General features: G+C 71.2%; 19 protein-coding genes. 2 read left to right on the forward strand and 17 right to left on the reverse strand.

Annotation, left to right across the window (positions count from 1 at the left end; all coding sequences use genetic code 11):
* Nucleotides 1-56: 56 nt before the first annotated feature.
* From ACWEQL_RS13515 to ACWEQL_RS13545, 7 genes are all read right to left on the reverse strand, one after another.
* The gene (locus ACWEQL_RS13515; protein ID WP_452150386.1) at nucleotides 57-1,070 is read right to left on the reverse strand and encodes a glycosyltransferase; all 1,014 of its coding nucleotides are present in this window, start codon (nucleotides 1,068-1,070) and stop codon (nucleotides 57-59) included.
* Between the two features lie 274 nt (nucleotides 1,071-1,344).
* A complete protein-coding gene (locus ACWEQL_RS13520; RefSeq protein ID WP_452150387.1) occupies nucleotides 1,345-2,538 on the reverse strand; it encodes an acyltransferase family protein in 1,194 nt (397 codons plus the stop codon).
* Between the two features lie 211 nt (nucleotides 2,539-2,749).
* The gene (gene tuf, locus ACWEQL_RS13525; protein ID WP_452150388.1) at nucleotides 2,750-3,943 is read right to left on the reverse strand and encodes an elongation factor Tu; all 1,194 of its coding nucleotides are present in this window, start codon (nucleotides 3,941-3,943) and stop codon (nucleotides 2,750-2,752) included.
* A gap of 220 nt (nucleotides 3,944-4,163) precedes the next feature.
* Complete coding sequence (gene fusA / locus ACWEQL_RS13530; RefSeq protein WP_452150389.1) at nucleotides 4,164-6,269, reverse strand: elongation factor G; 2,106 nt, start codon at nucleotides 6,267-6,269, stop codon at nucleotides 4,164-4,166.
* 39 nt (nucleotides 6,270-6,308) lie between these two features.
* Nucleotides 6,309-6,779 (reverse strand): 30S ribosomal protein S7, encoded by a 471-nt coding sequence (rpsG, locus tag ACWEQL_RS13535; RefSeq protein WP_030055803.1) that lies wholly within the window; start codon nucleotides 6,777-6,779, stop codon nucleotides 6,309-6,311.
* 2 nt (nucleotides 6,780-6,781) lie between these two features.
* The gene (rpsL, locus tag ACWEQL_RS13540; RefSeq protein WP_014144289.1) at nucleotides 6,782-7,153 is read right to left on the reverse strand and encodes a 30S ribosomal protein S12; all 372 of its coding nucleotides are present in this window, start codon (nucleotides 7,151-7,153) and stop codon (nucleotides 6,782-6,784) included.
* A 393-nt stretch (nucleotides 7,154-7,546) separates the two neighbouring features.
* Nucleotides 7,547-8,041 carry a DUF1707 and DUF4190 domain-containing protein gene (locus ACWEQL_RS13545; RefSeq protein ID WP_452150426.1) on the reverse strand — a complete coding sequence of 165 codons (495 nt, stop codon included), beginning with the start codon at nucleotides 8,039-8,041 and terminating at the stop codon, nucleotides 7,547-7,549.
* Nucleotides 8,042-8,428: 387 nt separating this feature from the next.
* Here ACWEQL_RS13545 and ACWEQL_RS13550 point away from each other — a divergent pair, with 387 nt between their 5' ends.
* Nucleotides 8,429-9,754: a DUF2786 domain-containing protein gene (locus ACWEQL_RS13550; protein WP_452150390.1), complete on the forward strand. Its 1,326-nt coding sequence runs from the start codon at nucleotides 8,429-8,431 to the stop codon at nucleotides 9,752-9,754.
* Between the two features lie 130 nt (nucleotides 9,755-9,884).
* The gene (locus ACWEQL_RS13555) at nucleotides 9,885-11,009 is read left to right on the forward strand and encodes an ADP-ribosylglycohydrolase family protein (protein ID WP_452150391.1); all 1,125 of its coding nucleotides are present in this window, start codon (nucleotides 9,885-9,887) and stop codon (nucleotides 11,007-11,009) included.
* A 47-nt stretch (nucleotides 11,010-11,056) separates the two neighbouring features.
* On the opposite strand, the gene ACWEQL_RS13560 is transcribed toward ACWEQL_RS13555, so the two are convergent.
* From ACWEQL_RS13560 to rpoB, 10 genes are all read right to left on the reverse strand, one after another.
* The gene (locus tag ACWEQL_RS13560) at nucleotides 11,057-12,436 is read right to left on the reverse strand and encodes a serpin family protein (protein ID WP_452150392.1); all 1,380 of its coding nucleotides are present in this window, start codon (nucleotides 12,434-12,436) and stop codon (nucleotides 11,057-11,059) included.
* A 67-nt stretch (nucleotides 12,437-12,503) separates the two neighbouring features.
* Nucleotides 12,504-13,505: an ADP-ribosylglycohydrolase family protein gene (locus tag ACWEQL_RS13565; protein ID WP_452150393.1), complete on the reverse strand. Its 1,002-nt coding sequence runs from the start codon at nucleotides 13,503-13,505 to the stop codon at nucleotides 12,504-12,506.
* Between the two features lie 19 nt (nucleotides 13,506-13,524).
* The gene (locus ACWEQL_RS13570) at nucleotides 13,525-14,739 is read right to left on the reverse strand and encodes a cytochrome P450 (RefSeq protein WP_452150394.1); all 1,215 of its coding nucleotides are present in this window, start codon (nucleotides 14,737-14,739) and stop codon (nucleotides 13,525-13,527) included.
* 132 nt (nucleotides 14,740-14,871) lie between these two features.
* On the reverse strand, nucleotides 14,872-15,624 hold the full coding sequence (locus ACWEQL_RS13575; RefSeq protein ID WP_452150395.1) for an SIR2 family NAD-dependent protein deacylase: 753 nt from the start codon (nucleotides 15,622-15,624) through the stop codon (nucleotides 14,872-14,874).
* 113 nt (nucleotides 15,625-15,737) lie between these two features.
* Nucleotides 15,738-16,352, reverse strand: coding sequence for a hypothetical protein (locus tag ACWEQL_RS13580; RefSeq protein WP_452150396.1), 615 nt, complete (start codon nucleotides 16,350-16,352; stop codon nucleotides 15,738-15,740).
* A 223-nt stretch (nucleotides 16,353-16,575) separates the two neighbouring features.
* The gene (locus tag ACWEQL_RS13585; RefSeq protein ID WP_452150397.1) at nucleotides 16,576-17,283 is read right to left on the reverse strand and encodes a response regulator; all 708 of its coding nucleotides are present in this window, start codon (nucleotides 17,281-17,283) and stop codon (nucleotides 16,576-16,578) included.
* The gene (locus ACWEQL_RS13590) at nucleotides 17,283-18,467 is read right to left on the reverse strand and encodes a sensor histidine kinase (RefSeq protein ID WP_452150398.1); all 1,185 of its coding nucleotides are present in this window, start codon (nucleotides 18,465-18,467) and stop codon (nucleotides 17,283-17,285) included. The genes ACWEQL_RS13585 and ACWEQL_RS13590 overlap by 1 nt, the downstream gene beginning before the upstream one ends.
* Nucleotides 18,468-18,573: 106 nt before the next feature.
* The gene (locus ACWEQL_RS13595; protein ID WP_452150399.1) at nucleotides 18,574-19,239 is read right to left on the reverse strand and encodes a DUF4097 family beta strand repeat-containing protein; all 666 of its coding nucleotides are present in this window, start codon (nucleotides 19,237-19,239) and stop codon (nucleotides 18,574-18,576) included.
* Between the two features lie 213 nt (nucleotides 19,240-19,452).
* A complete protein-coding gene (locus tag ACWEQL_RS13600; protein WP_452150400.1) occupies nucleotides 19,453-23,346 on the reverse strand; it encodes a DNA-directed RNA polymerase subunit beta' in 3,894 nt (1,297 codons plus the stop codon).
* 101 nt (nucleotides 23,347-23,447) lie between these two features.
* Nucleotides 23,448-26,924 (reverse strand): DNA-directed RNA polymerase subunit beta, encoded by a 3,477-nt coding sequence (gene rpoB / locus ACWEQL_RS13605; protein ID WP_452150401.1) that lies wholly within the window; start codon nucleotides 26,922-26,924, stop codon nucleotides 23,448-23,450.
* Nucleotides 26,925-26,980: the final 56 nt, after the last annotated feature.

Here is a 26,980-nt window from a genome sequence, read left to right on the forward strand (position 1 = left end):
TGGAGCTCGCCGCCGGGCCCCCCCGCCGCCCCCCCCCGCCCGGCCACGGCCGGTGCTCAGCCCACGTACTCGGTGACCTTCGGGGCCCGCGCGGCCCGGTTGTCCTCGGCCGAGTCGTAGCCGATGAAGTACGCCGGACGGGACTGCGCGGCCGAGTAGATCCGGCCCACGTACTCACCGAGCAGACCGATGCAGAAGAGCTGGACGGCACCGAGGAACAGCATGCCGACGAAGAGCGAGGACCAGCCCGGGACGGTGTTGCCGAGCGTGTACTCCACCGCCGTGTAGATGCCGAGGGCGAAGCAGAGCACGAAGCTGAGCAGGCCCAGCCAGGTGGCCAGCCGCAGCGGGCTGGCGGAGAAGTTGGTGATGCTGTCGATGGCCAGGCGGACCATCTTCGACAGCGGGTAGTGGGTGCTCCCCGCGACCCGCTCCTCGCGCACGTAGACCACCTCGCCGCTGGGGAAGCCCAGCCACGGCACCAGGAGGCGGTAGACGGGCTGGTGCTCGGGCAGCGACTTCAGGGCGTCGACGGCGGCACGGCTCAGCAGGCGGTAGTCACCGGCCTGGTTGGGCATCTTCTTGCCGACGAGCTTGCGCATCAGCCAGTAGTACGCGCCGGCCGTGCGCCGCTTGAAGAAGGTGTCGGTGCCGCGGTCGCCGCGCACGCCGTAGACGATGTCGAGGTTCTGCTCCCGGGCGAGCGAGAGCATCTCCGGGATCTTCTCCGGCGGGTCCTGCAGGTCGGCGTCGATGGAGACCACGTAGTCGCCGTACGCGCGGTGGATGCCCGCGGTCAGCGCGGCCTGGTGGCCGGAGTTGCGGGCGAAGCGCACGATGCGGAACTCGGGCCAGTCCTGGTGGATCTTCTGCATGATCACCGGGGTGGCGTCGGTGCTGCCGTCGTCGATGCCGACGACCTCGTACGTGACGCCGAGCCCGTCCAGGATCGGCCGCAGGCGCTGCACCGTCAGCGGCAGGGCCTCCTGCTCGTTGTAGATCGGGATCACGACCGACAACAGGGGCGTCGGCAGTGCGTCCTGCTCCGCCGAGAGTGCTGCGTTGTACATCGTTGTTCGCCTGTCCCTATGTCTTTGTGAAGGTTCGGCCCGGGCCGGGGTGCGAGGGACGGGCCGGCCGGCCGAGAGATCGGATGCGGGAGGGATGTGCACGACCGGGCCCGGCGGGCTGGGGCCCGCGCGGCCGCGGAATCCCCGCCCCGGTGTCGGGCCGGCCCGCGGGGGACGCGGGGAGAGCGGGAACTGGGCGCCAGGCTAGCAGCAGCTTTTTACCCCTGCATGAAGGGCCCTGGCCGCCCGTCTCACCCGGTTCTCATCCGGCGGATCAGTGCTTGACCACCGGCGGCTCGTCGGAGGCGCGCCGCAGGGTCGCCATCGAACGGTCGAGGCCGTTCTTCAGCACCTTGGACAGCGGCTTCTCCACCAGCTTGTGGATCAGCCAGGCCGTCACCAGCACCACGGCCAGCGCCGTGGCGAGCGCCGCGGCCACGCCGAAGTCCTTGGTGAGCAGGTAGTGGATGAGCGTCCAGCCGACTTCCTGGTGGATCAGGTAGAGCGGGTAGGTGAGCGCGCCGGCCACGGTGAGCCACTTCCACTGCACCCAGTTGAACCAGCCCAGGGCCGCGCCGAGCACCAGGGCGAAGGCCAAGGTCACCGCGGCGGCCATCACCTTCCAGGAGAGGGGGTGGCCCAACACGTTGACGTAGATCGTCTGGATGTGCTCGATCCGGGTGAGGGCGAGGATCCAGGAGAAGCCGACGATGCCCCAGAGCAGCAGGTTCTGGCCGAAGCGGTACATCAGGAACATGCCGACGCCGGCGATGAAGAACGGCGCCTCGTCCGGCAGCACCATCGTGGTCAGCAGCGGGATCCCGGCCGCGGGGGCGAGCACCGACAGGATGCTCCAGATCCCGCAGAAGGCGACCACCTTGCGGTAGGTCAGCCCGGTGGCGACGACGATCGCGAACAGCAGGTAGAAGCGCATCTCGACCCAGAGGGTCCAGTACACGCCGTCGACGTGGCGCATCCCCAGCGGGGTCTGCAGCATCGTCAGGTTGCCGAGGACGGTCCGCGCGTTCAGGCCGTCACCGGCGCCCCATCGGGCGAACTGGTCGAGGTTGAGCACCACCAGCGTGGTCAGCGCGATGCCGGCCCAGTACGCCGGGTACAGCCGCACCACCCGGGAGACGAAGAACTCGCCCGAGCGCTTGCCCCAGCAGCTCATGCAGATCACGAACCCGCTGATGACGAAGAACAGCTCGACGCCCAGCCAGCCGTAGGCGGCCACCCGGTTGAGCAGCGGCAGCGCCTCCTTGGGGGTGACCCCCTGCCACACGCCGGCGATGCCGACGTAGGCCGTCCAGTGGAAGGACAGCACGCTGAGCGCGGCGAAGAGCCGCATGCCGTCCAGCGCGTAGAGCCGGGGGCGCCGGGCCGGTGCTCCCTCCGCGCCGTCCGGCCGGGCCGACGCGCGGCGCCGCAGTCGCAACGGCTTCGTCAGAAGCGGGGCAGAAGTCATTCCAGGGCGCTTTCGGCGAGTGGGGCGGTGGCCCTCGGCCGGTCCTCGCTCCGTGCGGTGACCGCGGGTGGCTCAGTTTAACGGTCGGGGGGCGCCGGCAGATCACCGGACCGCGTCGCCGTCCACCCGACACGCCGGAGGGCCCCGCACACCTCTCGGTGTGCGGGGCCCTCCGGTTCGCCTGTGGTGCAGGCAGGTCTACATCCTCGAATTACTTGAGGATCTTGGTGACCTGGCCGGCGCCAACGGTGCGGCCACCCTCACGGATGGCGAACTTCAGGCCCTCCTCCATGGCGATCGGCTGGATCAGCACGACGGTCATGGCGGTGTTGTCGCCCGGCATGACCATCTCGGTGCCCTCGGGGAGGGTCACGACGCCGGTCACGTCCGTGGTACGGAAGTAGAACTGCGGGCGGTAGTTGTTGAAGAACGGGGTGTGACGGCCACCCTCGTCCTTCGACAGGATGTAGGACTGGGCCTCGAACTCGGTGTGCGGGGTGACCGAGCCCGGCTTGATGATGACCTGGCCGCGCTCGACGTCCTCGCGCTTGATGCCACGGAGGAGCAGACCGACGTTCTCACCGGCCTGGCCCTCGTCGAGCAGCTTGCGGAACATCTCGATGCCGGTGACCGTGGTGGTGGTCTTGGTCTCCTTGATGCCGATGATGTCGACAGTCTCGTTGACCTTGAGGATGCCGCGCTCGATACGACCGGTGACGACGGTGCCACGACCGGTGATCGTGAAGACGTCCTCGATCGGCATCAGGAACGGCTGGTCCACGGCGCGGGCCGGGGTCGGGATGCTCTCGTCCACCGCGTGCATCAGGCCGAGGAGCTTCTCGCCCCACTCCTTGTCGCCCTCCAGCGCCTTCAGCGCGGAGACGCGGACGACCGGCAGGTCGTCGCCCGGGAACTCGTACTCGGAGAGGAGCTCACGGACCTCGAGCTCGACGAGCTCCAGGATCTCCTCGTCGTCCACCATGTCGGCCTTGTTCAGGGCGACGACGATGTAGGGGACGCCGACCTGGCGGGCCAGGAGGACGTGCTCCTTGGTCTGCGGCATCGGGCCGTCGGTGGCGGCGACGACGAGGATCGCACCGTCCATCTGGGCCGCACCGGTGATCATGTTCTTGATGTAGTCCGCGTGACCCGGGCAGTCGACGTGGGCGTAGTGACGCGCCTCGGTCTGGTACTCGACGTGCGCGATCGAGATGGTGATACCGCGCTGCCGCTCCTCCGGCGCCTTGTCGATCTGGTCGAACGGCGTGAAGGGGTTGATGTCCGGGTACGCGTCGTGCAGCACCTTGGTGATCGCCGCGGTAAGGGTCGTCTTACCGTGGTCGATGTGACCGATGGTGCCGATGTTGACGTGGGGCTTCGTCCGCTCGAACTTCGCCTTCGCCACTGCAGTCCTCCTGAGGACAGTTCTGTACGCCGTGCTGACGTCAGTTGGTCTTTGATCGGGTTGGGTACGGGAGGCCGAGGCATCCCATGCCGTCCCGCGGGTGGGGGCCGGAGGCCCCCGGGAGAATCCGGCCGGATTCTCCCGGGACGCCTCCTAATAGCCTAAGGGGTCCTAATCATCCCGAATGTCGGGCTGATCGGATGGCCGGCAGTGCCGGACCTTACTCGCCCTTGGCCTTGGCGATGATGTCGTCCGCCACGTTCCGCGGAACCTCGGCGTACGAGTCGAACTGCATCGAGTAGCTCGCGCGACCAGAGGTCTTGCTGCGCAGGTCACCGACGTAGCCGAACATCTCGGAGAGGGGCACCAGCGCGGAAACGACGCGGGCACCGTGACGCTCCTCCATGGACTTCATCTGTCCACGGCGGGAGTTGATGTCGCCGATCACATCGCCCAGGTAGTCCTCGGGCGTGGTGACCTCGACGGCCATCATCGGCTCCAGGAGGGCCGGGGAGGCCTTCTTGGCGCCTTCCTTGAAGGCCATCGAGCCGGCGATCTTGAACGCGAGCTCGGAGGAGTCGACGTCGTGCGAGGCACCGTCGAGCAGCGTCACGCGGACACCCTGGAGCGGGTAGCCGGCGAGCACGCCGAACTCCATGGCCTCCTGGCAACCGGCGTCGACCGAGGGGATGTACTCCTTCGGCACACGGCCACCGGTGACCTTGTTGACGAACTCGTAGCCCTCGCCGGACTCGATCGGCTCGATCGCGATCTGGATCTTCGCGAACTGGCCGGAGCCACCGGTCTGCTTCTTGTGCGTGTAGTCGATGCGCTCGACGCCCTTGCGGATCGTCTCGCGGTACGCCACCTGCGGCTTGCCGACGTTGGCCTCGACCTTGAACTCACGGCGCATACGGTCGACGAGCACCTCGAGGTGCAGCTCGCCCATGCCCGCGATGATGGTCTGGCCGGTCTCCTCGTCCGTGTTGACCTGGAAGGAGGGGTCCTCCTCCGCGAGACGCTGGATGGCGACACCCAGCTTCTCCTGGTCGCCCTTGGACTTGGGCTCGATCGCGACGCGGATGACCGGGGCCGGGAAGTCCATGGACTCCAGGATGACCGGGTGCTTCTCGTCGGACAGCGTCTCACCGGTGGTGGTCTGCTTCAGGCCCATGACGGCGATGATGTCGCCGGCGCCCACCGAGTCGATCTCCTCACGCTTGTTCGCGTGCATGCGGTAGATCTTGCCGATGCGCTCCTTCTTGCCCTTCACGGCGTTCAGCACCGAGGTGCCGGACTCCAGGCGGCCCGAGTAGACCCGGACGAAGGTGAGCTTGCCGAGGTGCGGGTCCGACATGATCTTGAACGCGAGCGCGGCGAGCGGCTCGTCGTCCGAGGCCTTGCGGGAGATCTTGACCTCGTCGTCGCCCGGCTTGGTGCCCTCGATGGACTCGATGTCCAGCGGGGACGGCAGGTACTTGACGACCGCGTCGAGCAGGGGCTGGACGCCCTTGTTCTTGAACGCGGTACCGCAGAAGATCGGCGTGAAGTCCGAGTTCAGCGTGCCCTTGCGGATCGCGGCCTGCAGCACGTCGAGGGGGATCTCCTCGCCCTCGAGGGCGAGCTCCATGACCTCGTCGCTGACGTTCGACACGGTGTCGATCAGCTGCTCGCGGTACTCGTCGGCCTGCTCCTGCAGCTCGGCCGGGATGTCGACGATGTCGTACATCTCGCCCTTGGCGGCCTCGGCGGACCAGACCAGCGCCTTCATGCGGACGAGGTCGACGACGCCCTTGAAGTCCGACTCGGCACCGATCGGGAGCTGCATGACCAGCGGGGTCGCGCCGAGGCGCTCCACGATGGTGTCCACGCAGAAGAAGAAGTTCGCGCCCGTGCGGTCCAGCTTGTTGATGAAGCAGATGCGCGGGACGCCGTAGCGGTCAGCCTGCCGCCACACGGTCTCGGACTGGGGCTCGACACCGGCGACACCGTCGAACACCGTCACGGCACCGTCGAGGACGCGCAGCGAACGCTCCACCTCGACGGTGAAGTCGACGTGACCCGGGGTGTCGATGATGTTGATGGTGTTGTCGACGTCGTCGACCGTCCAGTGACAGGTCGTCGCGGCCGACGTGATCGTGATGCCGCGCTCCTGCTCCTGCTCCATCCAGTCCATGGTGGCAGCGCCATCGTGGACCTCACCGATCTTGTACGACACACCGGTGTAGAACAGGATCCGCTCGGTGGTGGTGGTCTTGCCCGCGTCGATGTGCGCCATGATCCCGATGTTGCGGACCCTGGCAAGGTCAAGGGAGGTTGCAGCCATGGTGGCTCGTTCTCTCTCTGTCTAGTGACGGGGTTCGGACTACCAGCGGTAGTGCGCGAAGGCCTTGTTGGACTCGGCCATCTTGTGGGTGTCCTCGCGACGCTTCACGGAAGCGCCCAGGCCGTTGCTGGCGTCGAGGATCTCGTTCATCAGGCGCTCGGTCATGGTCTTCTCGCGACGGGCGCGGGAGTAACCGACCATCCAGCGCAGCGCCAGGGTGCTGGCACGGCCCGGACGGACCTCGACCGGAACCTGGTAGGTCGCGCCACCGACACGGCGGGACTTGACCTCGAGGGCCGGCTTGACGTTCTCCAGAGCGCGCTTCAGGGTCACGACCGGGTCCGAGCCGGTCTTCTCACGGACGCCCTCGAGGGCGCCGTAGACGATCCGCTCGGCGGTGGAGCGCTTGCCGTGCAGCAGGATCTTGTTGACCAGCTGGGTGACGACCGGGGAGCCGTAAACCGGGTCGATGATGACCGGGCGCTTCGGGGCGGGGCCCTTACGAGGCATTCTTACTTCTCCTTCTTGGCGCCGTAGCGGCTGCGGGCCTGCTTGCGGTTCTTGACACCCTGGGTGTCGAGGGAACCGCGGATGATCTTGTAGCGGACACCAGGAAGGTCCTTCACACGACCACCGCGCACCAGCACGATGGAGTGCTCCTGCAGGTTGTGGCCCTCGCCCGGAATGTAAGCGGTGACCTCGATCCCGCTGGTGAGGCGCACACGGGCGACCTTACGAAGCGCCGAGTTCGGCTTCTTCGGGGTGGTCGTGTACACACGCGTGCAGACTCCGCGGCGCTGCGGGGAGCCCTTCAGCGCGGGAGTCTTGTTCTTCTCGACCTTGTCCTGCCGGCCCTTTCGGACCAGCTGCTGGATCGTAGGCACCGTTTCTCCGTTTTCTGTGTGCCAAGGCTTGGTGGAACTAACCTGCGGTGTTACCCGTCCCACACGGCCCCGTGGTCGACCCACGCGGTCGGGTGTGTTGGGTTTCTTCCGGCACGGAATCCCATGAGCTGATGTACAGCGACGGCGCTCACGCGCGGGGCGCTGGAGGGCGCTCCGGCTTGGCGCGGCGGCCGGTGTGCATGCACGCACAAGGACCCGGGGACACCCCAGGCACAAGGTCAGAGCGTACCTAGCGCATCGGGCGCGGTCAAAACAAATGCAACGCCGCAGGTCGCCGCCGTGACCCGGGGAGCGGCCGGGTGTCGCCCGGACGGCGGCCCGGTGTCGGGGCCCACACCTGCCGCTCTATCACAGTGCGGGGGGCTTCGCCACTCAGACGCCCAGGAACAGCAGCCCCATCAGCAGCAGCGCCCAGCCCGCGACCGAGAGGTAGCCGAGGACCAGGCCGACGTTCGCCATGCCGTCGCCCTCCTCGTCCCGCTCCCGCAGCTGCTGCTTCGCCTTGTGTCCGAAGATCACGGCCGGGATCCCGGTCAGCCCGCCGGAGGTGAACGTCAGCACGCCCAGGACCAGCGCGGTCACCGCGGCGCCGTTGGTCCGGCGCGGCAGCGGCGGCGGGGGCAGGAAGGTCGCCGGGACGACCGGGACCATCGGCATCACCGCCACCGGCGGCGGCGGGAGCACCGCCGGCGCCACCATCGGCCCGGCCGGCAGGTCGGCGACGACCCGCGCCAGCTCGCCGTACGTCTGCGCCTGGCTCGCCAGGTCGAAGCGCTGGGAGTACTCGTCCGGGGTGAGCCGCCCCTCGGCGAACGCGGCCTTCAGCACGTCCACCGTGCGGTCCCGGTCGGCGTGCGAGGCCCGCATCGCGGTGTGCGGCAGCCCTCCCGACGGCACGGCGACGGGAGGCACCCCTCCGCCCCCGGAGCCCTGCTGACCCCACGGCTGCACGGCCATCCGCCACCTCCCGACCCCGGCACGCCCCGCGTGCACGCTGACGCTCATAGTGCAGGACGAACGACGCCCATCGGTAGTTGCCACTTCCGCCCAACACCTCGTGCGGATTCCGTGCCCGTGGACCGGCCCCGCCGCGGACCACCCGTTCGGCCGCGCCCCGGACGGTCGCGCCCCGGACGGTCGTGCCCCGTTCGGCGGCGCCCGCCGACCGCCGCCCCGCCCCGCCCGCGCTCCGGCATCATGGCTGATGGGCCCGAGCGCCCGAGGACACCGGACGCGACGAGGGCAGGAATCACCGTGGGCAGGCGCAGGCGGCAGGCCGGGGACACGACGGCGGACGGGGGTGCCGTGGCCCTGCTGGAACAGGCGGTGCGGCAGGTCGTGACCGCCCCCGAGGAGGGGCTGGACCTCGCGCTGGACACCGGCGCCTCCCTGCTCGCCGCCTCCCCCGGGCAGTGGCCGGCCGTCGCACGCGCCCTGCTGGCGTACGCGGAGACCGCGCTCGGCCGCTGCTGGTCGGCCGGCTGGCGCCCCGCCGACCTGGCCCGGGTGGTGCGGCGGGACCTCAGGCCCGTACACCTGGCCCTGGCCGTCGACCTGATCGCCGCCGAGGGCAGGCGCCACCCGGCCGCCGCGCTGGACCGGCGCTGGCGCGAGCAGCTGCGCGAGCTGGAGGCCGAGGTGTGGTGGTCCGACGACGCGCAGTACCTGACCGCCTTCGCCCAGCGCCACCGGCTGGACCGGTTCGCGCTGGCCACCGCCGCCCTGGAGCTGCTGCGCGGCTGGGGCCGGCTGCCCCCGATCTCCCCGGTCGGCCCGGCGCCCGGTCAGGCCTCGGCGCCCCGGACGGACCACCGGTCTGACCACCGGGCGGCCCGTCCGGCCGCGCACGAGCCCCGGATGCTGCCGCGGATCCGCGCGCTGCTGGCCAAGGCCGAGTCCACCGAGTACCCGGAGGAGGCCGAGGCGCTGACCGCCAAGGCCCAGCAGCTGATGGCCCGGCACAGCATCGACGAGGCGCTGCTGGCGGTCGACGGCGAGGACGCCCACGCCCCCGGGGCGCTGCGGATCGGGGTGGACAACCCGTACGAGGGGCCCAAGACGATGCTGCTGGACGCGGTGGCCGCGGCCAACCGCTGCCGGGTGGTGTGGGCCAAGGAGTTCGGCTTCTGCACCGTCATCGGCTTCGACGGCGACCTGGACGGCGTGGAGCTGCTGTACACCTCGCTGCTGGTGCAGGCGACCTCGGCGATGCAGCGGGCCGGCTCCCGCCAGCACCTGGACGGGGCCTCGCGCACCAAGGCGTTCCGGCAGTCCTTCCTGGTGGCGTACGCGGCACGGATCCGCGAGCGGCTCGCCGAGGCCACCGAACGGGCGACCAGCGACGCGGCGGCCGGCCGGCACGTGCACGAGGACGGCACCGAGGAGCGGCAGCTGCCCGACGAGCGGCTGCTGCCGGCGCTGGCCGCGCGGACCCGGGCGGTGGACGACGAGGTCGGCCGGATGTTCCCCAAGCTGGTCTCCCAGCGGGTGCGGGTCAGCGACGGCGAGGGCTGGGCGGCCGGCCGGGCCGCCGCCGACCGGGCGGCGCTGGGCGGGCGCGCCGGCGAGATCCGTCGCTGAGCCCGGTCGCCCCGCCCGCCCCGTGGGCCCGTCCGGCCGGCGCGCGGTGGCCGGACGGGCCCACCGTCGCCCCCGCCCGCCCGCGGGGCCAGTGGTAGAACGGACGCCGGGACCAGGTGAGGGGGCAGCGGTGACACAGGCGGCGGCGACGGTGACGGAGAGCGGGTTCGCGGACCGGGTCCGCGGGGCGCTGCTCGGCGGGGCGATCGGCGACGCGCTGGGCTGGCCGGTGGAGTTCCTGCAACTCCACCAGATCCGCGAGCAGTACGGCCCGGACGGCGTCACCGGGCTGCCGACCGGCGGCCGGATCGCCGAGGTCACCGATGACACCCAGATGACGCTGTTCACCGCCGAGGGCCTGATCCGCGGCTTCGTCCGCGGCTGGTCGGGCGGCGGCGGTTCGGTGCCGGAGGCCGTCCACGGCGCCTACCAGCGCTGGCTGCTGACGCAGCAGCAGGGCTCGCCGGACAGCACCCAGCCGGGCGTGCCGTACGACGGGTGGCTGCTGCGCCAGCCGTTCCTGTACGCGCGCCGGGCGCCGGGCAACGCCTGCCTGAGCGGGACGGCGTACCACCGGGAGTTCGAGGCGCCCTCCGCGCCGGGGCGGCCCGGGCCGATCAACGCCCACTCCAAGGGGTGCGGCACGGTGATGCGCTCGGCGCCGTTCGGGCTGGCCCGGCTGGGCGCCGAGCAGGCCTTCGGACTGGCCCTGCAGTGCGCCCAGCTCACCCACGGGCACCCGACCGGCTACCTGGCGGCCGGTGCCTTCGCGGCGCTGGTCGAGCGGGTCGCCGGCGGCACACCGCTGTGGACGGCGGTCGGCGAGACCATCGAGCAGACCGCCGAGCAGCCGCGCTCCGAGGAGACCGTACGGGCGCTGCGCCGGGCCGTGCGGGTGGCCGAGGAGGACGGCGGGCCGTCGGCCGAGGCGGTGGAGCGGGTCGGGCTCGGCTGGATCGCCGAGGAGTGCCTGGCCATCGCGGTGTACTGCGCGCTGGCCGCCGCCCCCGGGCCGGACCCGGCCCGGGAGGCGCTGCTGCTGGCGGTCAACCACTCCGGGGACAGCGACTCCACCGGCGCGGTCTGCGGCAACCTGGTCGGCGCGGCGTACGGGGCGGCGGCGCTGCCGCGGGACTGGACGGAGGCGGTCGAGGGCCGGGAGGTGCTGCTGCGGGTCGCCGACGACCTGCTGGTGCTCTTCGGCAGCCGCGAGCCGGCCCACCCGGCGCTGGAGGACCGCTACCCGCCGCACTGAGCCACCCCCTGCCCGGCCCACCCGCCGTGCTGGGCCGCCCTCCCGGCCTACCCGCCCAGCGGGTCGGTGACCTGGCCGAGGAACAACGGGCGGCCGGTCGCGGTGTCCCGGACCAGGAACAGGAACGGCCGGTCGATGTGCAGCTGCACCAGGTCCTTGGGCGGCGCCGCCGCGGACACGCCGTTCACCACCCCGCTGCCGGCGGCGGCCACCGTGCCCTCCTCGTCGACCTCGACGGTGGCCTTCTGCACGACCGCGCTCACGTTCAGCGCCCGCTGCGCCCCGGGGCCGGGGATGCCGCCGAGGTCGGCGCCGTCGAAGGCGGCCTTCACCCCGAGCGTGCGCAGCGCCGGGACCAGGTCGTGGGAGCTCTCGAAGTGGAAGCGCGGCACGGTCAGCTCGACGGCGCGCCGGTCGAGCGAGCCGAGGATGGTGGCCAGCTGGGCGTCGTCCAGCGCCTTGACGAACTGCTGGAAGCCGCCCTGCGCCGGGACGATCAGGTCCATCGCCAGGGTGCCGTCCCGGTAGGGGAGTTCGACCGCGGCCCAGGGCTGGCCGACGATGCCGCCGGAGCCCTGGGCGTAGCGCAGCGCGGCGGTCTGCTTCATGGTGGGGACCTGCGCGGTGGAACCGTCGGGTCGCCGGAACGGCCGGTCGGCGGTGTCGGCGCGCTTGAACGGCGACTCCCACTTGGCCTTGAGGTAGAGGGCGTCGGTGAGCACCAGCCGGGTGTCCCCGGTGATCGCGCGCTCGCCGAAGAGGTTCTTGATCAGGCCCTCGGTGTCCTTCTCCACCTGCTGGTTGACGGTCCTGCGGGAGCCTTCGGGGTCCTTGGCGAAGTCGGTGGTGTGCACGCCGGTGTCGAAGGCGGCGGCCAGGGTGTTCAGGTAGTCCGGATTGAGCGGGAAGCCCTGCTGGGCCCAGAGCCGGTCGGACTGGCGCAGGGTCAGTTCGCCGCCGGCGCGGGTGGCGCGGTTGAGGGCGCCGGTGGCGAGGGCGTGGTCGGCGGGGGCGAGTTCGGTGTGCAGCGCCCTGGCGAGTTCGTCGGCGGTGGCGCCGCGCGCGCCGGGCAGCAGCATGCTGAGCACGGTGGAGAGCCCGGACGGCGAGAGCACCAGGTTGCGGCCCTCGCCCTGGGGGGCGGCGGCCAGGGCGCGGTAGAGATCGAGGCCGAAGGCGGTGGTGCCGGCGGCGGCCGCGGCGACCCGGTCCGGGGCGACGGGCGCCGGGGTGCCGGGCGCGGTGGCGCGGACCACCACGGGCTCGGCGGCCCCGGTGCTGCCGCACCCGGTGAGCAGCGGCGCGGTGAGCGCGGCGGCCAGCAGCAGCGCGGCCGGGCGCCGGTGGCGGCCGGCGGCACGGGTGGCCGTACGGGCGGCGGCGCGGAGGTCGGCGCGCTCGCCGGTCCGCGGTGCGGTGGGACCCATCTCGGTACGACTCATGGCCCTTCGACGTGCCACCCGGCGGCCCGGTTCCGCCCGGCCGCCGTCGTGCTCAGTCCCAGAGCGCCCCGAAGGCCAGCAGTTCGTCGCGGTGCTCGATGCGCTCCACCCACTCCTCGGGCCAGGCCGCCGCGCCGTGCCGGGCACCGGCGAAGGCGCCGGTCAGGCAGGCGATCGAATCGGAGTCACCCGAGGAGTAGGCGGCCCGGCGGACCGCGGCGACCGGGTCGTCGGGCAGCAGCAGGAAGCAGAGCAGCCCGGTGGCCAGCGCCTCCTCGGCGATCCAGCCCTCGCCGGTCGCCAGGCAGGGGTCGGCCTCCAGGTCGGGACGGGCGAGCGCCGCGTCCAGCCGGTCGAGGACGCCCAGGCACTCGGCCCAGCCGCGCGCGATGAACGCCTCGGCGTCGCGGTCCTGCGCGTGCGCCGCCAGGTCCCCCAACCAGAACCCGTCGTAGCGACGGTGATTGGCCAGCGCGTACGCCCGCAACACGGCGGGCAGCCCGGACGGCGGCAGGCCCTCGGCGAGCTTGCGGACGGCGTACGCGGTGAGGTCGCCGGCGGCCAGTGCGGTGGGGTGCCCGTGGGTCAGCCCGGACTGCAGCTGCGCGGCGCCGGCCAGCTGCCGCCCGTCCAGCTCGCGCACCAGGCCGAGCGGGGCGACCCGCATGTTGGCGCCGCAGCCCTTGGAGCCGATGTCACTGGCCACCTGCCAGGGCCGCCCGGGGTGGGAGAGCCGTTCGCAGGAGCGCAGGCAGGTCATGCCGGGGGCGCGGTTGTTCTCGGGCGAGCGCCACCAGTCGACGAACTCCTCGCGCAGCGGCCGCTCCAGGCGCAGCGGGGTCAGCGGCCCGCGCTCCAGGGCGGTGCGCAGGGCGCGGGCGAGGGCCAGGGTCATCTGGGTGTCGTCGGTGACCAGCGCCTTCTCGGGGAGCCGGAGCCGGCGCCAGTCCGGACCCTCGTACGCGGCGATCATCTCGACCGTGCGGAACTCGGTCGGCCGCCCGAGGGCGTCGCCGATCGCCAGCCCCAGCAGTGCCCCCGTCGCCTTGCCCATCCCCGGCTCCCCCGCCCGCTCAGACCTCGACCAGCAGTTCCTCCAGCCCCCGGATCACGTAGCCGGGACGCCACGACGGCTCGCGGACCAGCCGCAGCCCGGGCGCCCGGCGCAGCAGCGCCCCGTACGACTCGGTGAGCTCCAGTCTGGCAAGGGGGGCGCCGAGACAGAAGTGGATTCCGGCGCCGAAGGTGATGTGCGGGTTGTCGGCGCGGGCGAGGTCGAGCCGGTCGGGGTCGGCGAAGCGGGCGGGGTCGCGGTTGGCGGAGCCGAACAGCAGGGCGATCTCGGAGCCGCGCGGGACGGTGACGCCGCGCACCTCGACGTCCTCCAGCACCCAGCGCTCGAACATCTGCAGCGGGGTGTCCCAGCGCATCAGCTCCTCGACGGCGGTGGGCAGCAGTTCGTCCACCGAGCCGCGCAGCCGGGCGAGTTCACCGGGGTTGCGGAACAGCGCCCACCAGCCGTTGCCGGTGGTGTTGACGGTCGCCTCGTGGCCGGCGTTGAGCAGCAGCACGCAGGTGGAGACCATCTCCTGCTCGGTCAGCGCGTCCGAGCCCTCCTGGGCCTGGATCAGCGCGCTGATCAGGTCCTCGCCGGGGGCGGCGCGGCGCTCGCGGATCAGGGCCCGCAGGTAGTCGGAGAACTCGATGCTCGCGGCGACGGCCCGGCGGGCGGTCTCCTCGGTCGGGTTGAGCTCGAACATGCCGGTGATGTCGGCGGACCACGGCCGCAGCAGGTGCCGGTCGGACTCCGGCACGCCCAGCATCTCGGCGATCACCGCGACCGGCAGCGGCTCGGCGACGGACGCGATCAGGTCGCCACCGCCCGCCGCGAGCAGACCGTCCACCAGCTCGCCGGCCAGCCGACGGACGGTGGGCCGCAGCCCCTCGACCATGCGCGGGGTGAAGGCCTTGGAGACCAGCCGGCGGATCCGGGTGTGGTCGGGGGCCTCCAGATCGAGCAGCCCGTGGTCGTTGAGGGTGTGGAACGGCTCGTGCGCCGGGTCCGGCCCGGGCCGGCCGAACTCCTCGTGGCTGAAGCGGTGGGTGTAGGTGCGGCCCAGCCGGCGGTCCCGCAGCAGCGCGCTGACGTCCTCGTACCGCGAGACCAGCCACTGGCCGCTCGGCTCGTAGTACGTCACCGGCGCGTGCTCGCGCAGCTCGGCGTACGCGTCGTACGGGTGGGCCACGAACGCCGCCGACCAGGGGTCGAACTTCGCCGTCGTCGTCATCGCTCGATCACTCCAGGCCGTGAGGGGGAGCCGGGACGATCATCGTACGCATGCGGCCTGCCCGTTTTAAGACCCCCGCGCGTACGACGTCCCCCGGCACCCCTAGGCCCCCGGCCCCCTCAGCCTCCTCGGTCAGCCTGCCGGCGTCCCGTGGCGCGCGATCAGCCGCTCCACCAGCGCCGGCAGCGCCTGCGAGATCGGCTCGCGGATCACCTCGTCCGCCGCCTCGTCGAACGGGGTCGGCTCGCCGTTCATGACGATCAGCCGGGAGCCGCTCCTCACCGCGTTGTACGGCAGCGCGGCGACCGGGAACACCTGCAGGCTGGTGCCGACCGCGATGAACAGGTCGCAGGCCTTGCTGATGCCGTCGGCCCGGCCGAGCACCTCAGGGTCCAGCTGCTCGCCGAACATCACGGTGCGCGGCCGCAGCATCCCGCCGCAGGCGCGGCAGGCCGGATCCTCCTCGCCCGCCGCCACCCGCTCCAGCGCCTCCTCCATCGGCCCCACCACCCGGCACCGGACGCACTGCGTCTCCCGTGCGGTGCCGTGCAGTTCGAGCACCTTGCGGGCGGGCAGACCGGCCCGCTGGTGCAGCCCGTCGACGTTCTGGGTGAGCACCCGCACCGGCAGCCCGGAGCGCTCCAGCGTGACCAGCGCCAGATGGCCGGGGTTCGGCTCGGCGGCGAGCGCGCCGGTCTCCACGCGCAGTGCCCAGGCCCGGCGGCGGACCTCCGGGTCGTTCAGGTACGGGCCGATGGTCACCAGCCGCTGGGCGTCGGGGTCGCGCTGCCACAGGCCCTGCGGGCCGCGGTAGTCGGGGATGCCGGAGTCCGTCGAGATCCCGGCACCGGTCAGGACGGCGATCAGCGGGCGCTTCTCGTTCATGCCCCGGACGCTACGGTCCGGCCGTCGGGGGCGCCAGCGAAATTCCGCCGACGCCCCTCCGGGGTCCTTGCACCGCCGTACACCGCCGTCCACCGCCGGGCCGGCGGGGCCGCTCAGGCCCGGGCGGCCAGCGGGCGGCGCACCCCGGCGAAGCCGGCCAGCGGGGCCAGGGCCACCAGGTGGAGCACGGCGGCCACCGGGATCAGCGCCAGGTCCGCCGCCGTCATCGCGGTGCCGACCAGCACCAGCACCGGGCTCCACCAGCGCAGCGTGCGCGCCCGGCCCGCCGCGGCGGCCACCAGCAGCGCCAGCAGGCCGACGTAGAACAGCAGCGGACCGACCGAGTAGAAGGCCGGCAGCACCCCCGGCTTGCTCTGGACGACGTCGAACATCCGGTGCTGGTCCGCCTTGTCCACGGCCACCGCGCCGACGTACAGGTCGATGCCGATCTGCACCAGCGAGGCCGCCAGTCCCGCGAACGCCGCCCCCGCGACCGCACCGGCACCGATCCGGCCCGCCACCCCCCGCGGGCGCAGCCCCCGGTGCAGCGCCGCCAGCACCACGCCGAAGAGCAGCAGTCCGACGAACATCAGGGCGTGGCCGACCAGCCAGCCGGCGCCCGGCTCGCGGGAGCCGTCCAGCAGCCGGATGCCGCCGTACAGGCCCATCAGGGCGGGGCCGCCGACGACGGCGAGCGGGGTGAGGCGGGCGGGCTTCGAGCTGTCCATGGTGCGCTCCGTATCTGCGGGTCCGTTCCGACACCACCGATCCTGTCGGCCACGGCCCCCGCGCGGATCGCCCGCGCCGGTGAACCGTCCGGCTCCCCCTCGGGAGGGAGCACCCGGGCCGCGGGAGGGAGCACGGGCGAGCGCCCGGCCCCGGACACACGGACGCCGGGCCGCGGGAGGGACCCGGCCGCACTCAGCCGGGCCGCGTTCAGCCCGGCCGCACTCAGCCCTGGCCCGCCACCACCGCCCCCGCCTCGTAGGCGAACACCACCGCGTGCACCCGGTCCCGCAGCCCGAGCTTGGCCAGCACATTGCTGACGTGCGTCTTCACCGTGTGCTCGCTCACCACCAGCTCGGCCGCGATCTCCGCGTTGGAGAGCCCGCGGGCCAGCAGGCGCAGCGTCTCCTGCTCCCGTCCGGTGAGCTGCTCCAGCAGCCGCGACGGCGCCCGGACGCCCTGCACCCCCTGCGCCGCGCCGCCCGGCCCGCCCGCGCCGCCGGGCCGGCGGGCGGCGAACTCGCCGATCAGCCGGCGCGTCACCGACGGCGCCAGCAGCGCCTCTCCGGAGGCGACCATCCGCACGCCGTGCGCCAGGTCGTCCCGGCGGACGTCCTTCAGCAGGAATCCGCTGGCCCCGGCGTACAGCGCGTCGAAGACGTAGTCGTCGATGTCGAAGGTGGTCAGCATGATCACCTTGGTGGCCGGGTACTCCGCGCAGACCCGGCGGGCCGCCTCCAGCCCGTCCATCACCGGCATCCGCACGTCGAGCAGCAGCACGTCGGGGCCGTGCACCCGCACGGCCTCGATCGCCTCCGCCCCGTCACAGGCCTCCGCGACCACCTCGATGTCCGGCTGGGCGTCCAGGATCATCCCGAACCCGGCCCGCACCAGCTCCTGGTCGTCCGCGACGACCACCCGTATCGGCTGCATCAGCCCGCCCCCTCCGCCAGGCCCGCTGCGCCCAACGGCAGCCGGGCGCTCACCAGGAAACCCCTGCCGTCCGGCCCCGGCCCGGCCTCGGCGCGCCCGCCGCAGGCCGCCGCCCGCTCCCGGATGCCGACCAGGCCGCGTCCGCCGGACCAGCCGCTCGCCAGGTGCTCCGCCGACAGCCGCAGCCCGCGCCCGTCGTCGGCCACCGTGACCGACAGTTCCTCCCCCGTCCGGGACACCCGTACCGACACCCGCGAGGCCCCGGCGTGCTTCACCGTGTTGGTCAGCGCCTCCTGGACGATCCGGTACGCCGCCGCCTCCACCTCGGCCGGCAGCGGCGCGGCGGCGTCGGCGAGGTCCAGCTCGACCGCCGGTCCGGCCTCGCGCACCCGCTCGGCCAGCTCGGCGAGCTCGCCCAGCCGGGGCTGCGGGGCGAGCATCGGCGCCGCCCCCTCCTCCTTCAACACGCCGAGCACGCGCCGGAGTTGAACCATCGCGTCGCGACCGGAGTCGGCGATGGTGTCGAAGGTCCGCACCGCGCGGTCCGGGTCGCTGCGCACCACCAGCGGCCCGGCCTCCGCCTGGATCACCATCAGCGAGACGGCGTGCGCCAGGATGTCGTGCATCTCCCGGGCGATCCGGGCCCGCTCCTCGGCCACCGCGCGCGCCGCGTCGCTGGCCGCCCGCCGGCCGGCCTCCCGGGCCCGGTTGGTCTCGGCCTGCGCCACCTGGCGCTGCACGCGCACCAGCGAGCCGAAGACGAACGCGCCCACCGAGGTCAGCACGCTGAACAGCATCCCGTTCGGCGACCGGGTGCCCAGCACGTTGGCGACCACCAGTACCAGCAGCACCGACCAGCGCTGCCAGTCCGGCGAGCGGTCGGCCACCGTGTAGATCGCGATCACCGCGTAGAGCGGCACCTGCGGCATCGCGCTGTGCGCCAGCACGCTGACCAGTAGGGAGACCAGGCCGCTGACCGCGAACACGGTCAGCGGCGCCCGCCGGCGCCACGGCAGCGGCACCGCCGTCCCGGCCGCCAGCGCGTACACCCACCAGGCCCAGGCCGTGTCGTCCTGGGCGACGGCCCAGAGCGAGACCCCGGCCGCGCAGAGCGCCAGCAGGCCGTCCACCAGGTACGGGTTCAGCCGGGCCGGCCGGATCCACCGGCTCGCCACGCGTTCCATCGCCACCCCTCCCCCGGGCGCGGGGAGGCCGCCCCCGCGGAGGAGATCATGCCCCACCCCGACCGGTACCGGCGACCGGTTCCCGACGGGCACCGGCAGCCGCGTCTCAGCCATGGCGCACCGTGACCCCGCCGGTGTCCGTGTGTGCGGTGATCCGCCGCGCGCCGCCGTCGTGCCGCGGCACCCCCACGTCGACGCCGCCGGCGTCCGCCCGCGCGTCCACCGCGTACTCCTCCCCCTGCGGCACCGTCACCCGGACGCCGCCGGTGTTGGCCCGGGCCTCCACCGTGGTCGGGCTGGCCGCGAAGCCGACCTCGATGCCCCCGGTGCCGGTGCTCACCCGTACGGTCGGCGAGGTCAGCCCGCTCGCCGTCACCCCGCCGGTGCCCACCGTCGCCCGCACCTCGCCGGCCAGCCCGGCCAGCTTCACCCCGCCGGTCTCGCTGCTGACCCGGACGACCGTGCCGGCCGGCACGGTCACCTCGTAGCCGACGCCGCAGTCGTCGCAGTCGTACGTGAGGCGGAGCGTGCCGTCCTTCACCTCGTGGGTGGTCTGCGGCGGCTCGCCCCCGAAGTTCTGCCGCTCGACCACCCGCACCGCGTCGCCGGCGCGGACGTCGATGCCCCCGGTGTGACCGTCGATCACCAGCTCCCGGACCGGCTCGGCCACGCCGTACCGCACCACCCGCTCCTGGTCGTCGTCCCATCCGCACCCCATCGACCCCAGCAGCACCGCCGCCGTGATCCCGGCCGCCCCCAGCACCCGCTTCATCCCACTGCCCTCCCGCTCCGGTTCTCCAGTGCCACCACCCTCCCGCGCGGGCCCCCTCCTCCGCCTCGCCCGCGGGAGCCATTGCGCCCGCTCCCCCGTGGGAGGGAGGACGGGCGGGCAGCCGGACCGGCCCCCGGGAACGCCGCAGGGCGGCCACCCCGTGAGGGGTGACCGCCCTGGCGGTCAATGCCCGTCGCCGGGCAGTGAGGGGACTCAGCCGGTGTACGGGCCGTAGTCGTAGTCGTCCAGCGGGACCGCCTGGCCGGAGCCGGCGCCGAAGGGCGACAGGTCGTAGTCGTCGTAGCCGACGGCCGAGTACATGGCGGCCTTGGCCTCCTCGGTCGGCTCGACCCGGATGTTGCGGTAGCGGGGCAGACCCGTACCGGCCGGGATGAGCTTACCGAGGATGACGTTCTCCTTGAGGCCCAGCAGCGGGTCCGACTTGGCGTGGATCGCCGCGTCGGTGAGGACCCGGGTCGTCTCCTGGAAGGAGGCGGCCGACAGCCAGGACTCGGTGGCCAGCGAGGCCTTGGTGATACCCATCAGCTGCGGACGGCCGGAGGCGGGGTGACCGCCCTCGGAGACCACGCGACGGTTCTCCTGCTCGAAGCGGCCGCGCTCGACGAGCTCGCCCGGGAGCAGCTCGGCGTCGCCCGACTCGATGATCGTCACGCGGCGGAGCATCTGCCGGATGATGATCTCGATGTGCTTGTCGTGGATCGACACACCCTGCGAGTTGTAGACCTTCTGGACCTCGGCGACCAGGTGGATCTGGACGGCACGCTGGCCCATGATCCGCAGCACGTCGTGCGGGTTGGTGGCGCCCATGGTCAGCTTCTGGCCGACCTCGACCGCCTCGCCCTCGCTGACGAGCAGCTTCACGCGCTTCGAGACCGGGTAGGCGATCTCGTCGCTGCCGTCGTCCGGCGTGACGACCAGCTTGCGGGTCTTCTCGGTGTCCTCGACGCGGACCCGGCCGGAGGCCTCCGAGATCGGGGCCACACCCTTGGGGGTACGGGCCTCGAAGAGCTCGACGACACGCGGCAGACCCTGGGTGATGTCGTCACCGGCCACACCACCGGTGTGGAAGGTACGCATGGTCAGCTGGGTACCGGGCTCACCGATGGACTGGGCGGCGATGATGCCGACCGCCTCACCGATGTCGACCAGCTTGCCGGTGGCCAGCGAGCGGCCGTAGCAGAAGGCACAGGTGCCGACGGCCGACTCACAGGTCAGGATCGAGCGGGTCTTGACCTCGCTGATGCCGTGGCGGATCAGCTCGTCGATCAGCACGTCACCGAGGTCGGTGTTGGCCGTGGCCAGCAGCTTGCCGTCGACGGTGATGTCCTCGGCGAGCATGCGGGCGTAGACGCTGGTCTCGACGTCGTCGGCCTTGCGCAGCACGCCGTCCGCGCCGACGGAGCCGATCGCCAGCTTCAGGCCGCGCTCGGTGCCGCAGTCCTCCTCGCGGATGATGACGTCCTGGGAGACGTCGACCAGACGACGGGTGAGGTAACCGGAGTCGGCGGTACGCAGAGCGGTGTCCGCGAGACCCTTACGGGCACCGTGGGTGGAGATGAAGTACTCCAGCACGGACAGGCCCTCACGGAAGGACGCCTTGATGGGACGCGGGATCGTCTCGTTCTTGGCGTTCGACACCAGACCACGCATACCGGCGATCTGACGCATCTGCATCATGTTTCCACGAGCACCCGAGTCGACCATCATGAAGATGGGGTTCGTCTTCGGGAAGTTCTCGTTCATGGCCTCGGCGACCTCGTTGGTCGCCCGGGTCCAGATGCCGACGAGCTCGCTCTTGCGCTCGTCGTTGGTGATCAGACCGCGCTCGTACTGCTTCTGGACCTTCTCCGCCTGCGCCTCGTAGCCCTCCAGGATCTGGGGCTTGCTCGGCGGGACGACGACGTCCGAGATCGAGACGGTGACACCCGAACGGGTCGACCAGTGGAAGCCGGCCGCCTTCAGGTTGTCCAGGGTCGCCGCGACGACGACCTTGGGGTAGCGCTCCGCCAGGTCGTTGACGATCGCGGAGAGCTGCTTCTTGCCCACCTCGTAGTCGACGAACGGGTAGTCCTCGGGCAGCAGCTCGTTGAAGAGCGCGCGGCCCAGGGTGGTGTTCAGGCGGAAGGACTCGCCCTCGAACCAGCCCGGCTGGCCGTCCTCGTCCACCGGCGGGGTCCAGCCGCGGGGCGGGACGGTGCCGATCGGCAGACGCAGCTCGATCGGGGCCTGGACGTCCAGCTCGCGGGCGTCGAAGGCCATGATCGCCTCGGCGGTCGACGAGAAGGTGCGGCCGGCGCCCTTCACGTTCTCGCGGTCCGAGGTCAGGAAGAACAGACCGAGCACCATGTCCTGGGTCGGCATGGTGACGGGGCGACCGTCGGCCGGCTTCAGGATGTTGTTCGAGGACAGCATCAGGATGCGGGCCTCGGCCTGCGCCTCCGCGGAGAGCGGCAGGTGGACGGCCATCTGGTCACCGTCGAAGTCCGCGTTGAACGCGGTGCAGACGAGCGGGTGGATCTGGATGGCCTTGCCCTCGACCAGCTGCGGCTCGAAGGCCTGGATGCCGAGGCGGTGCAGGGTGGGCGCACGGTTCAGCAGGACGGGGTGCTCGGCGATGACCTCTTCGAGCACGTCCCACACGACCGGGCGGGCACGCTCGACCATGCGCTTGGCCGACTTGATGTTCTGCGCGTGGTTCAGGTCGACCAGGCGCTTCATCACGAACGGCTTGAAGAGCTCCAGCGCCATGGCCTTCGGCAGACCGCACTGGTGCAGCTTGAGCTGCGGGCCGACGACGATGACCGAACGGGCCGAGTAGTCGACTCGCTTGCCGAGCAGGTTCTGGCGGAAACGACCCTGCTTGCCCTTCAGCATGTCGCTGAGGGACTTCAGCGGGCGGTTGCCCGGGCCGGTGACCGGACGGCCGCGGCGGCCGTTGTCGAACAGCGCGTCGACGGCCTCCTGGAGCATGCGCTTCTCGTTGTTCACGATGATCTCGGGGGCACCGAGGTCGAGGAGGCGCTTCAGGCGGTTGTTGCGGTTGATCACGCGGCGGTACAGGTCGTTCAGGTCGGAGGTCGCGAAGCGGCCACCGTCCAGCTGCACCATCGGACGCAGGTCCGGCGGGATGACCGGGACGCAGTCCAGCACCATGCCGTTGGGCTTGTTGGTGGTCTGCAGGAACGCGGAGACGACCTTGAGGCGCTTGAGCGCACGGGTCTTCTTCTGGCCCTTGCCGGTGCGGATGATCTCGCGCAGGCGCTCGGACTCCTCCGCCAGGTCGAAGGTCTCCAGGCGGTCCTTGAGGGCCGCCGCGCCCATCGAGCCGGAGAAGTAGGTGCCGAAGCGGTCGCGCAGCTCGCGGTAGAGCAGCTCGTCGCCCTCGAGGTCCTGGACCTTGAGGTTCTTGAAGCGGGCCCACACCTCGTCGAGGCGGTCGAGCTCGCGCTGCGCACGGTCGCGCAGCTGCTTCATCTCGCGCTCGGCACCCTCGCGCACCTTGCGGCGCACGTCGGCCTTGGCGCCCTCGGCCTCCAGCTCGGCCAGGTCGGTCTCGGCCTTCTTGGCGCGGGCCTCCAGGTCGGCGTCGCGACGGTTCTCGATCTGCTGACGCTCGACCGAGACGTGCGCCTCCAGGGACGGGAGGTCGCGCTGGCGACGCTCGTCGTCCACCCAGGTGATCATGTAGGCGGCGAAGTAGATGACCTTCTCGAGGTCCTTCGGCGCCAGGTCGAGCAGGTAGCCCAGACGGGACGGGACACCCTTGAAGTACCAGATGTGGGTGACCGGGGCGGCCAGCTCGATGTGGCCCATCCGCTCACGGCGCACCTTGGCGCGGGTCACCTCGACGCCGCAGCGCTCACAGATGATGCCCTTGAAGCGGACGCGCTTGTACTTGCCGCAGTAGCACTCCCAGTCCCGGGTGGGGCCGAAGATCTTCTCGCAGAAGAGTCCGTCCTTTTCGGGCTTCAGGGTGCGGTAGTTGATGGTCTCCGGCTTCTTGACCTCGCCGTGCGACCACTGGCGGATGTCGTCGGCGGTGGCCAGGCCGATGCGGAGCTCGTCGAAGAAGTTGACGTCAAGCACTGGTCGTCAAGCCCTCTTTCGTAAGTCGAGAGTCGTTCGTTTGGTCTGAGGGGGGCCTGGGGGCGGGCCGGCTGCTCAGCGGGCAGCCGGCCCCACCTCCGTCAGACCTCTTCGACGCTGCTCGGCTCGCGCCGGGACAGGTCGATGCCGAGCTCCTCGGCGGCGCGGAACACGTCCTCGTCGGAGTCCCGCATCTCGATGGACTGGCCGTCCGAGGACAGCACCTCCACGTTGAGGCAGAGCGACTGCATTTCCTTGATGAGGACCTTGAAGGACTCGGGAATGCCGGGCTCGGGGATGTTCTCGCCCTTGACGATGGCCTCGTAGACCTTCACACGGCCGAGGACGTCGTCGGACTTGATGGTGAGCAGCTCCTGCAGCGCGTACGCGGCGCCGTATGCCTCAAGGGCCCACACCTCCATCTCACCGAAGCGCTGACCACCGAACTGCGCCTTACCACCGAGCGGCTGCTGGGTGATCATCGAGTACGGACCGGTCGAACGGGCGTGCAGCTTGTCGTCGACCAGGTGGTGCAGCTTGAGGATGTACATGTAGCCGACCGAGATCGGCATCGGGAACGGCTCGCCGGAGCGGCCGTCGAACAGCCGGGCCTTGCCGGTGGAGTTCACCAGGCGCTCACCGTCACGGGTGAGGGTGGTGTGGTCCAGCAGACCGGTGATCTCGTCCTCGCGGGCGCCGTCGAAGACCGGGGTGGCGAGGTTGGTGCCGCCCTCGACCTGGTCGGCGCCGATCGCCTGGAGGCGCTTGGCCCACTCGTCGGCGAGGCCGGAGACGTCCCAGCCCTGCTTGGCGAGCCAGCCGAGGTGGATCTCCAGGACCTGTCCCGGGTTCATTCGGGACGGGACACCCAGCGGGTTCAGGATGATGTCGACCGGGGTGCCGTCCTCCAGGAACGGCATGTCCTCGACCGGCAGGATCTTGGAGATGACGCCCTTGTTGCCGTGACGGCCGGCGAGCTTGTCACCGTTGGTGATCTTGCGCTTCTGGGCCACGTAGACGCGGACCAGCTGGTTGACGCCCGGGGGGAGCTCGTCGCCCTCCTCGCGGTCGAACACGCGCACGCCGATGACCTTGCCGGACTCACCGTGCGGCACCTTCAGCGAGGTGTCGCGGACCTCACGGGCCTTCTCACCGAAGATCGCGCGGAGCAGGCGCTCCTCGGGGGTCAGCTCGGTCTCACCCTTCGGGGTGACCTTGCCGACCAGGATGTCGCCGGTGACGACGTCGGCGCCGATGCGGATGATGCCGCGCTCGTCGAGGTCGGCGAGGACCTCCTCGGAGACGTTCGGGATGTCCCGGGTGATCTCCTCGGGGCCGAGCTTGGTGTCACGGGCGTCGACCTCGTGCTCCTCGATGTGGATCGAGGAGAGGACGTCGTCCTGCACGAGGCGCTGCGACAGGATGATCGCGTCCTCGTAGTTGTGACCCTCCCACGACATGAACGCCACGAGCAGGTTCTTGCCGAGGGCCATCTCGCCCTCGTCGGTGCACGGGCCGTCGGCCAGCACCTGGCCGGCCTCGACGCGGGCGCCCTCGTCCACGAGCACCTTCTGGTTGAAGGCGGTGCCCTGGTTGGAGCGGGTGAACTTGGCGGCGCGGTACGTGGTGTACGTGCCGTCGTCGTTGGCGACGGTGACGTAGTCGGCCGACACCTCCTGGACGACACCCGCCTTCTCGGCGGTGATGACGTCGGCGGCGTCGACGGCGCAGCGGTACTCCATGCCGGTGCCGACCAGCGGGGCCTCGCTCTTCAGCAGCGGCACCGCCTGGCGCATCATGTTCGAGCCCATGAGCGCGCGGTTGGCGTCGTCGTGCTCGAGGAACGGGATCATGGCGGTCGCGACCGACACCATCTGGCGCGGCGAGACGTCCATGTAGTCGATCTCGGTGCCCGGGATGTAGTCGATCTCGCCACCACGGCGGCGGACCAGGACGCGCGGCTCGGCGAAGTGCAGGTCCGCGGTCAGCGGCGCGTTCGCCTGGGCGATGACGTAGCGGTCCTCCTCGTCGGCGGTCAGGTAGTCCACCTGCTCGGTGACCACACCGTCGACGACCTTGCGGTACGGGGTCTCGATGAAACCGAACGCGTTGACCCGGCCGTACGAGGCCAGCGACCCGATCAGACCGATGTTCGGGCCTTCGGGGGTCTCGATCGGACACATGCGGCCGTAGTGCGAGGGGTGCACGTCACGGACCTCGAAGCCGGCACGCTCACGGGAGAGACCACCGGGACCGAGGGCGGACAGACGGCGCTTGTGGGTCAGGCCCGACAGCGGGTTCGTCTGGTCCATGAACTGCGACAGCTGGCTGGTGCCGAAGAACTCCTTGATGGAGGCGACGACCGGCCGGATGTTGATCAGGGTCTGCGGCGTGATCGCCTCGACGTCCTGGGTGGTCATGCGCTCGCGCACGACGCGCTCCATACGGGCGAGACCCGTACGGACCTGGTTCTGGATGAGCTCGCCGACGTTGCGCAGGCGCCGGTTGCCGAAGTGGTCGATGTCGTCGACCTCGACCACGATGTCGCGCCCGGAGTCGTCGCGCCAGTCGGTCTCGCCGGCGTGCAGCTTCACCAGGTACTTGATCGCGTTGATGATGTCGGGCTCGGTGAGCACACCGGAGTCCAGCGACTCGGCGTTGCCGAGCTTGCGGTTCACCTTGTAGCGGCCGACCTTCGCGAGGTCGTAGCGCTTCGGGTTGAAGTACAGGTTCTCCAGCAGCGTCTGCGCGGCCTCGCGCGTCGGCGGCTCGCCCGGGCGCAGCTTGCGGTAGATGTCGAGCAGCGCGTCGTCCTGGCCCTGGGTGTGGTCCTTCTCCAGGGTGGCGCGCATCGACTCGTACTCGCCGAACTCCTCGAGGATCATCTCGTTGGTCCAGCCGAGGGCCTTCAGCAGCACGGTGACGGACTGCTTGCGCTTGCGGTCGATGCGGACGCCGACCATGTCGCGCTTGTCGATCTCCATCTCCAGCCAGGCACCACGCGAGGGGATGACCTTGCAGGAGAAGATGTCCTTGTCGGACACCTTGTCCAGGGTGGAGTCGAAGTACACACCCGGGGAGCGGACGAGCTGCGAGACGACGACACGCTCGGTGCCGTTGATCACGAACGTGCCCTTGTGGGTCATGAGCGGGAAGTCGCCCATGAAGACCGTCTGAGACTTGATCTCACCGGTCTCGTTGTTGGTGAACTCGGCCGTGACGAAGAGCGGAGCCGCGAACGTGAAGTCGCGGTCCTTGCACTCGTCAATGGAGTTCTTCGGCGGCTCGAAACGGTGGTCGCGGAAGGTCAGCGACATCGACCCGCTGAAGTCCTCGATCGGGGAGATCTCCTCGAAGATCTCCTCCAGACCGGACTTCGTGGGGACGTCCTGACCACTCTCCAGGGCCGCCTCGACCCGGGCCTTCCAGGCCGCGTTGCCGAGCAGCCAGTCAAAGCTCTCGGTCTGCAGGGCCAGGAGGTTCGGGACCTCAAGGGGCTCCTTGATCTTCGCGAACGAGACGCGGAGCGGGGCGGTGGATGCGGCGGAATTGTTCGAGGCGTTGCGCGGCGCGGCCAAGAGGGGGGTCCTTCCGAGGGCTCGGAGCTCACTACGCGCGTACCAGCCGGGGCCTT

The organism is Kitasatospora sp. NPDC004240 (assembly GCF_053603215.1).

Coding starts and splice junctions, on each gene's coding strand:
- ACWEQL_RS13590 (WP_452150398.1), bottom strand. CDS start 18,467: ATGGAACGCGTGGCGAGCCGGTGGATCCGGCCGGCCCGGCTGAACCCG.
- ACWEQL_RS13595 (WP_452150399.1), bottom strand. CDS start 19,239: ATGAAGCGGGTGCTGGGGGCGGCCGGGATCACGGCGGCGGTGCTGCTG.
- ACWEQL_RS13560 (WP_452150392.1), bottom strand. CDS start 12,436: ATGGGTCCCACCGCACCGCGGACCGGCGAGCGCGCCGACCTCCGCGCC.
- ACWEQL_RS13575 (WP_452150395.1), bottom strand. CDS start 15,624: ATGAACGAGAAGCGCCCGCTGATCGCCGTCCTGACCGGTGCCGGGATC.
- ACWEQL_RS13515 (WP_452150386.1), bottom strand. CDS start 1,070: ATGTACAACGCAGCACTCTCGGCGGAGCAGGACGCACTGCCGACGCCC.
- ACWEQL_RS13565 (WP_452150393.1), bottom strand. CDS start 13,505: ATGGGCAAGGCGACGGGGGCACTGCTGGGGCTGGCGATCGGCGACGCC.
- ACWEQL_RS13580 (WP_452150396.1), bottom strand. CDS start 16,352: ATGGACAGCTCGAAGCCCGCCCGCCTCACCCCGCTCGCCGTCGTCGGC.
- rpsG (WP_030055803.1), bottom strand. CDS start 6,779: ATGCCTCGTAAGGGCCCCGCCCCGAAGCGCCCGGTCATCATCGACCCG.
- ACWEQL_RS13570 (WP_452150394.1), bottom strand. CDS start 14,739: ATGACGACGACGGCGAAGTTCGACCCCTGGTCGGCGGCGTTCGTGGCC.
- ACWEQL_RS13585 (WP_452150397.1), bottom strand. CDS start 17,283: ATGCAGCCGATACGGGTGGTCGTCGCGGACGACCAGGAGCTGGTGCGG.
- ACWEQL_RS13520 (WP_452150387.1), bottom strand. CDS start 2,538: ATGACTTCTGCCCCGCTTCTGACGAAGCCGTTGCGACTGCGGCGCCGC.
- fusA (WP_452150389.1), bottom strand. CDS start 6,269: ATGGCTGCAACCTCCCTTGACCTTGCCAGGGTCCGCAACATCGGGATC.
- ACWEQL_RS13545 (WP_452150426.1), bottom strand. CDS start 8,041: ATGCGGGCCTCGCACGCCGACCGGGACCGCACGGTGGACGTGCTGAAG.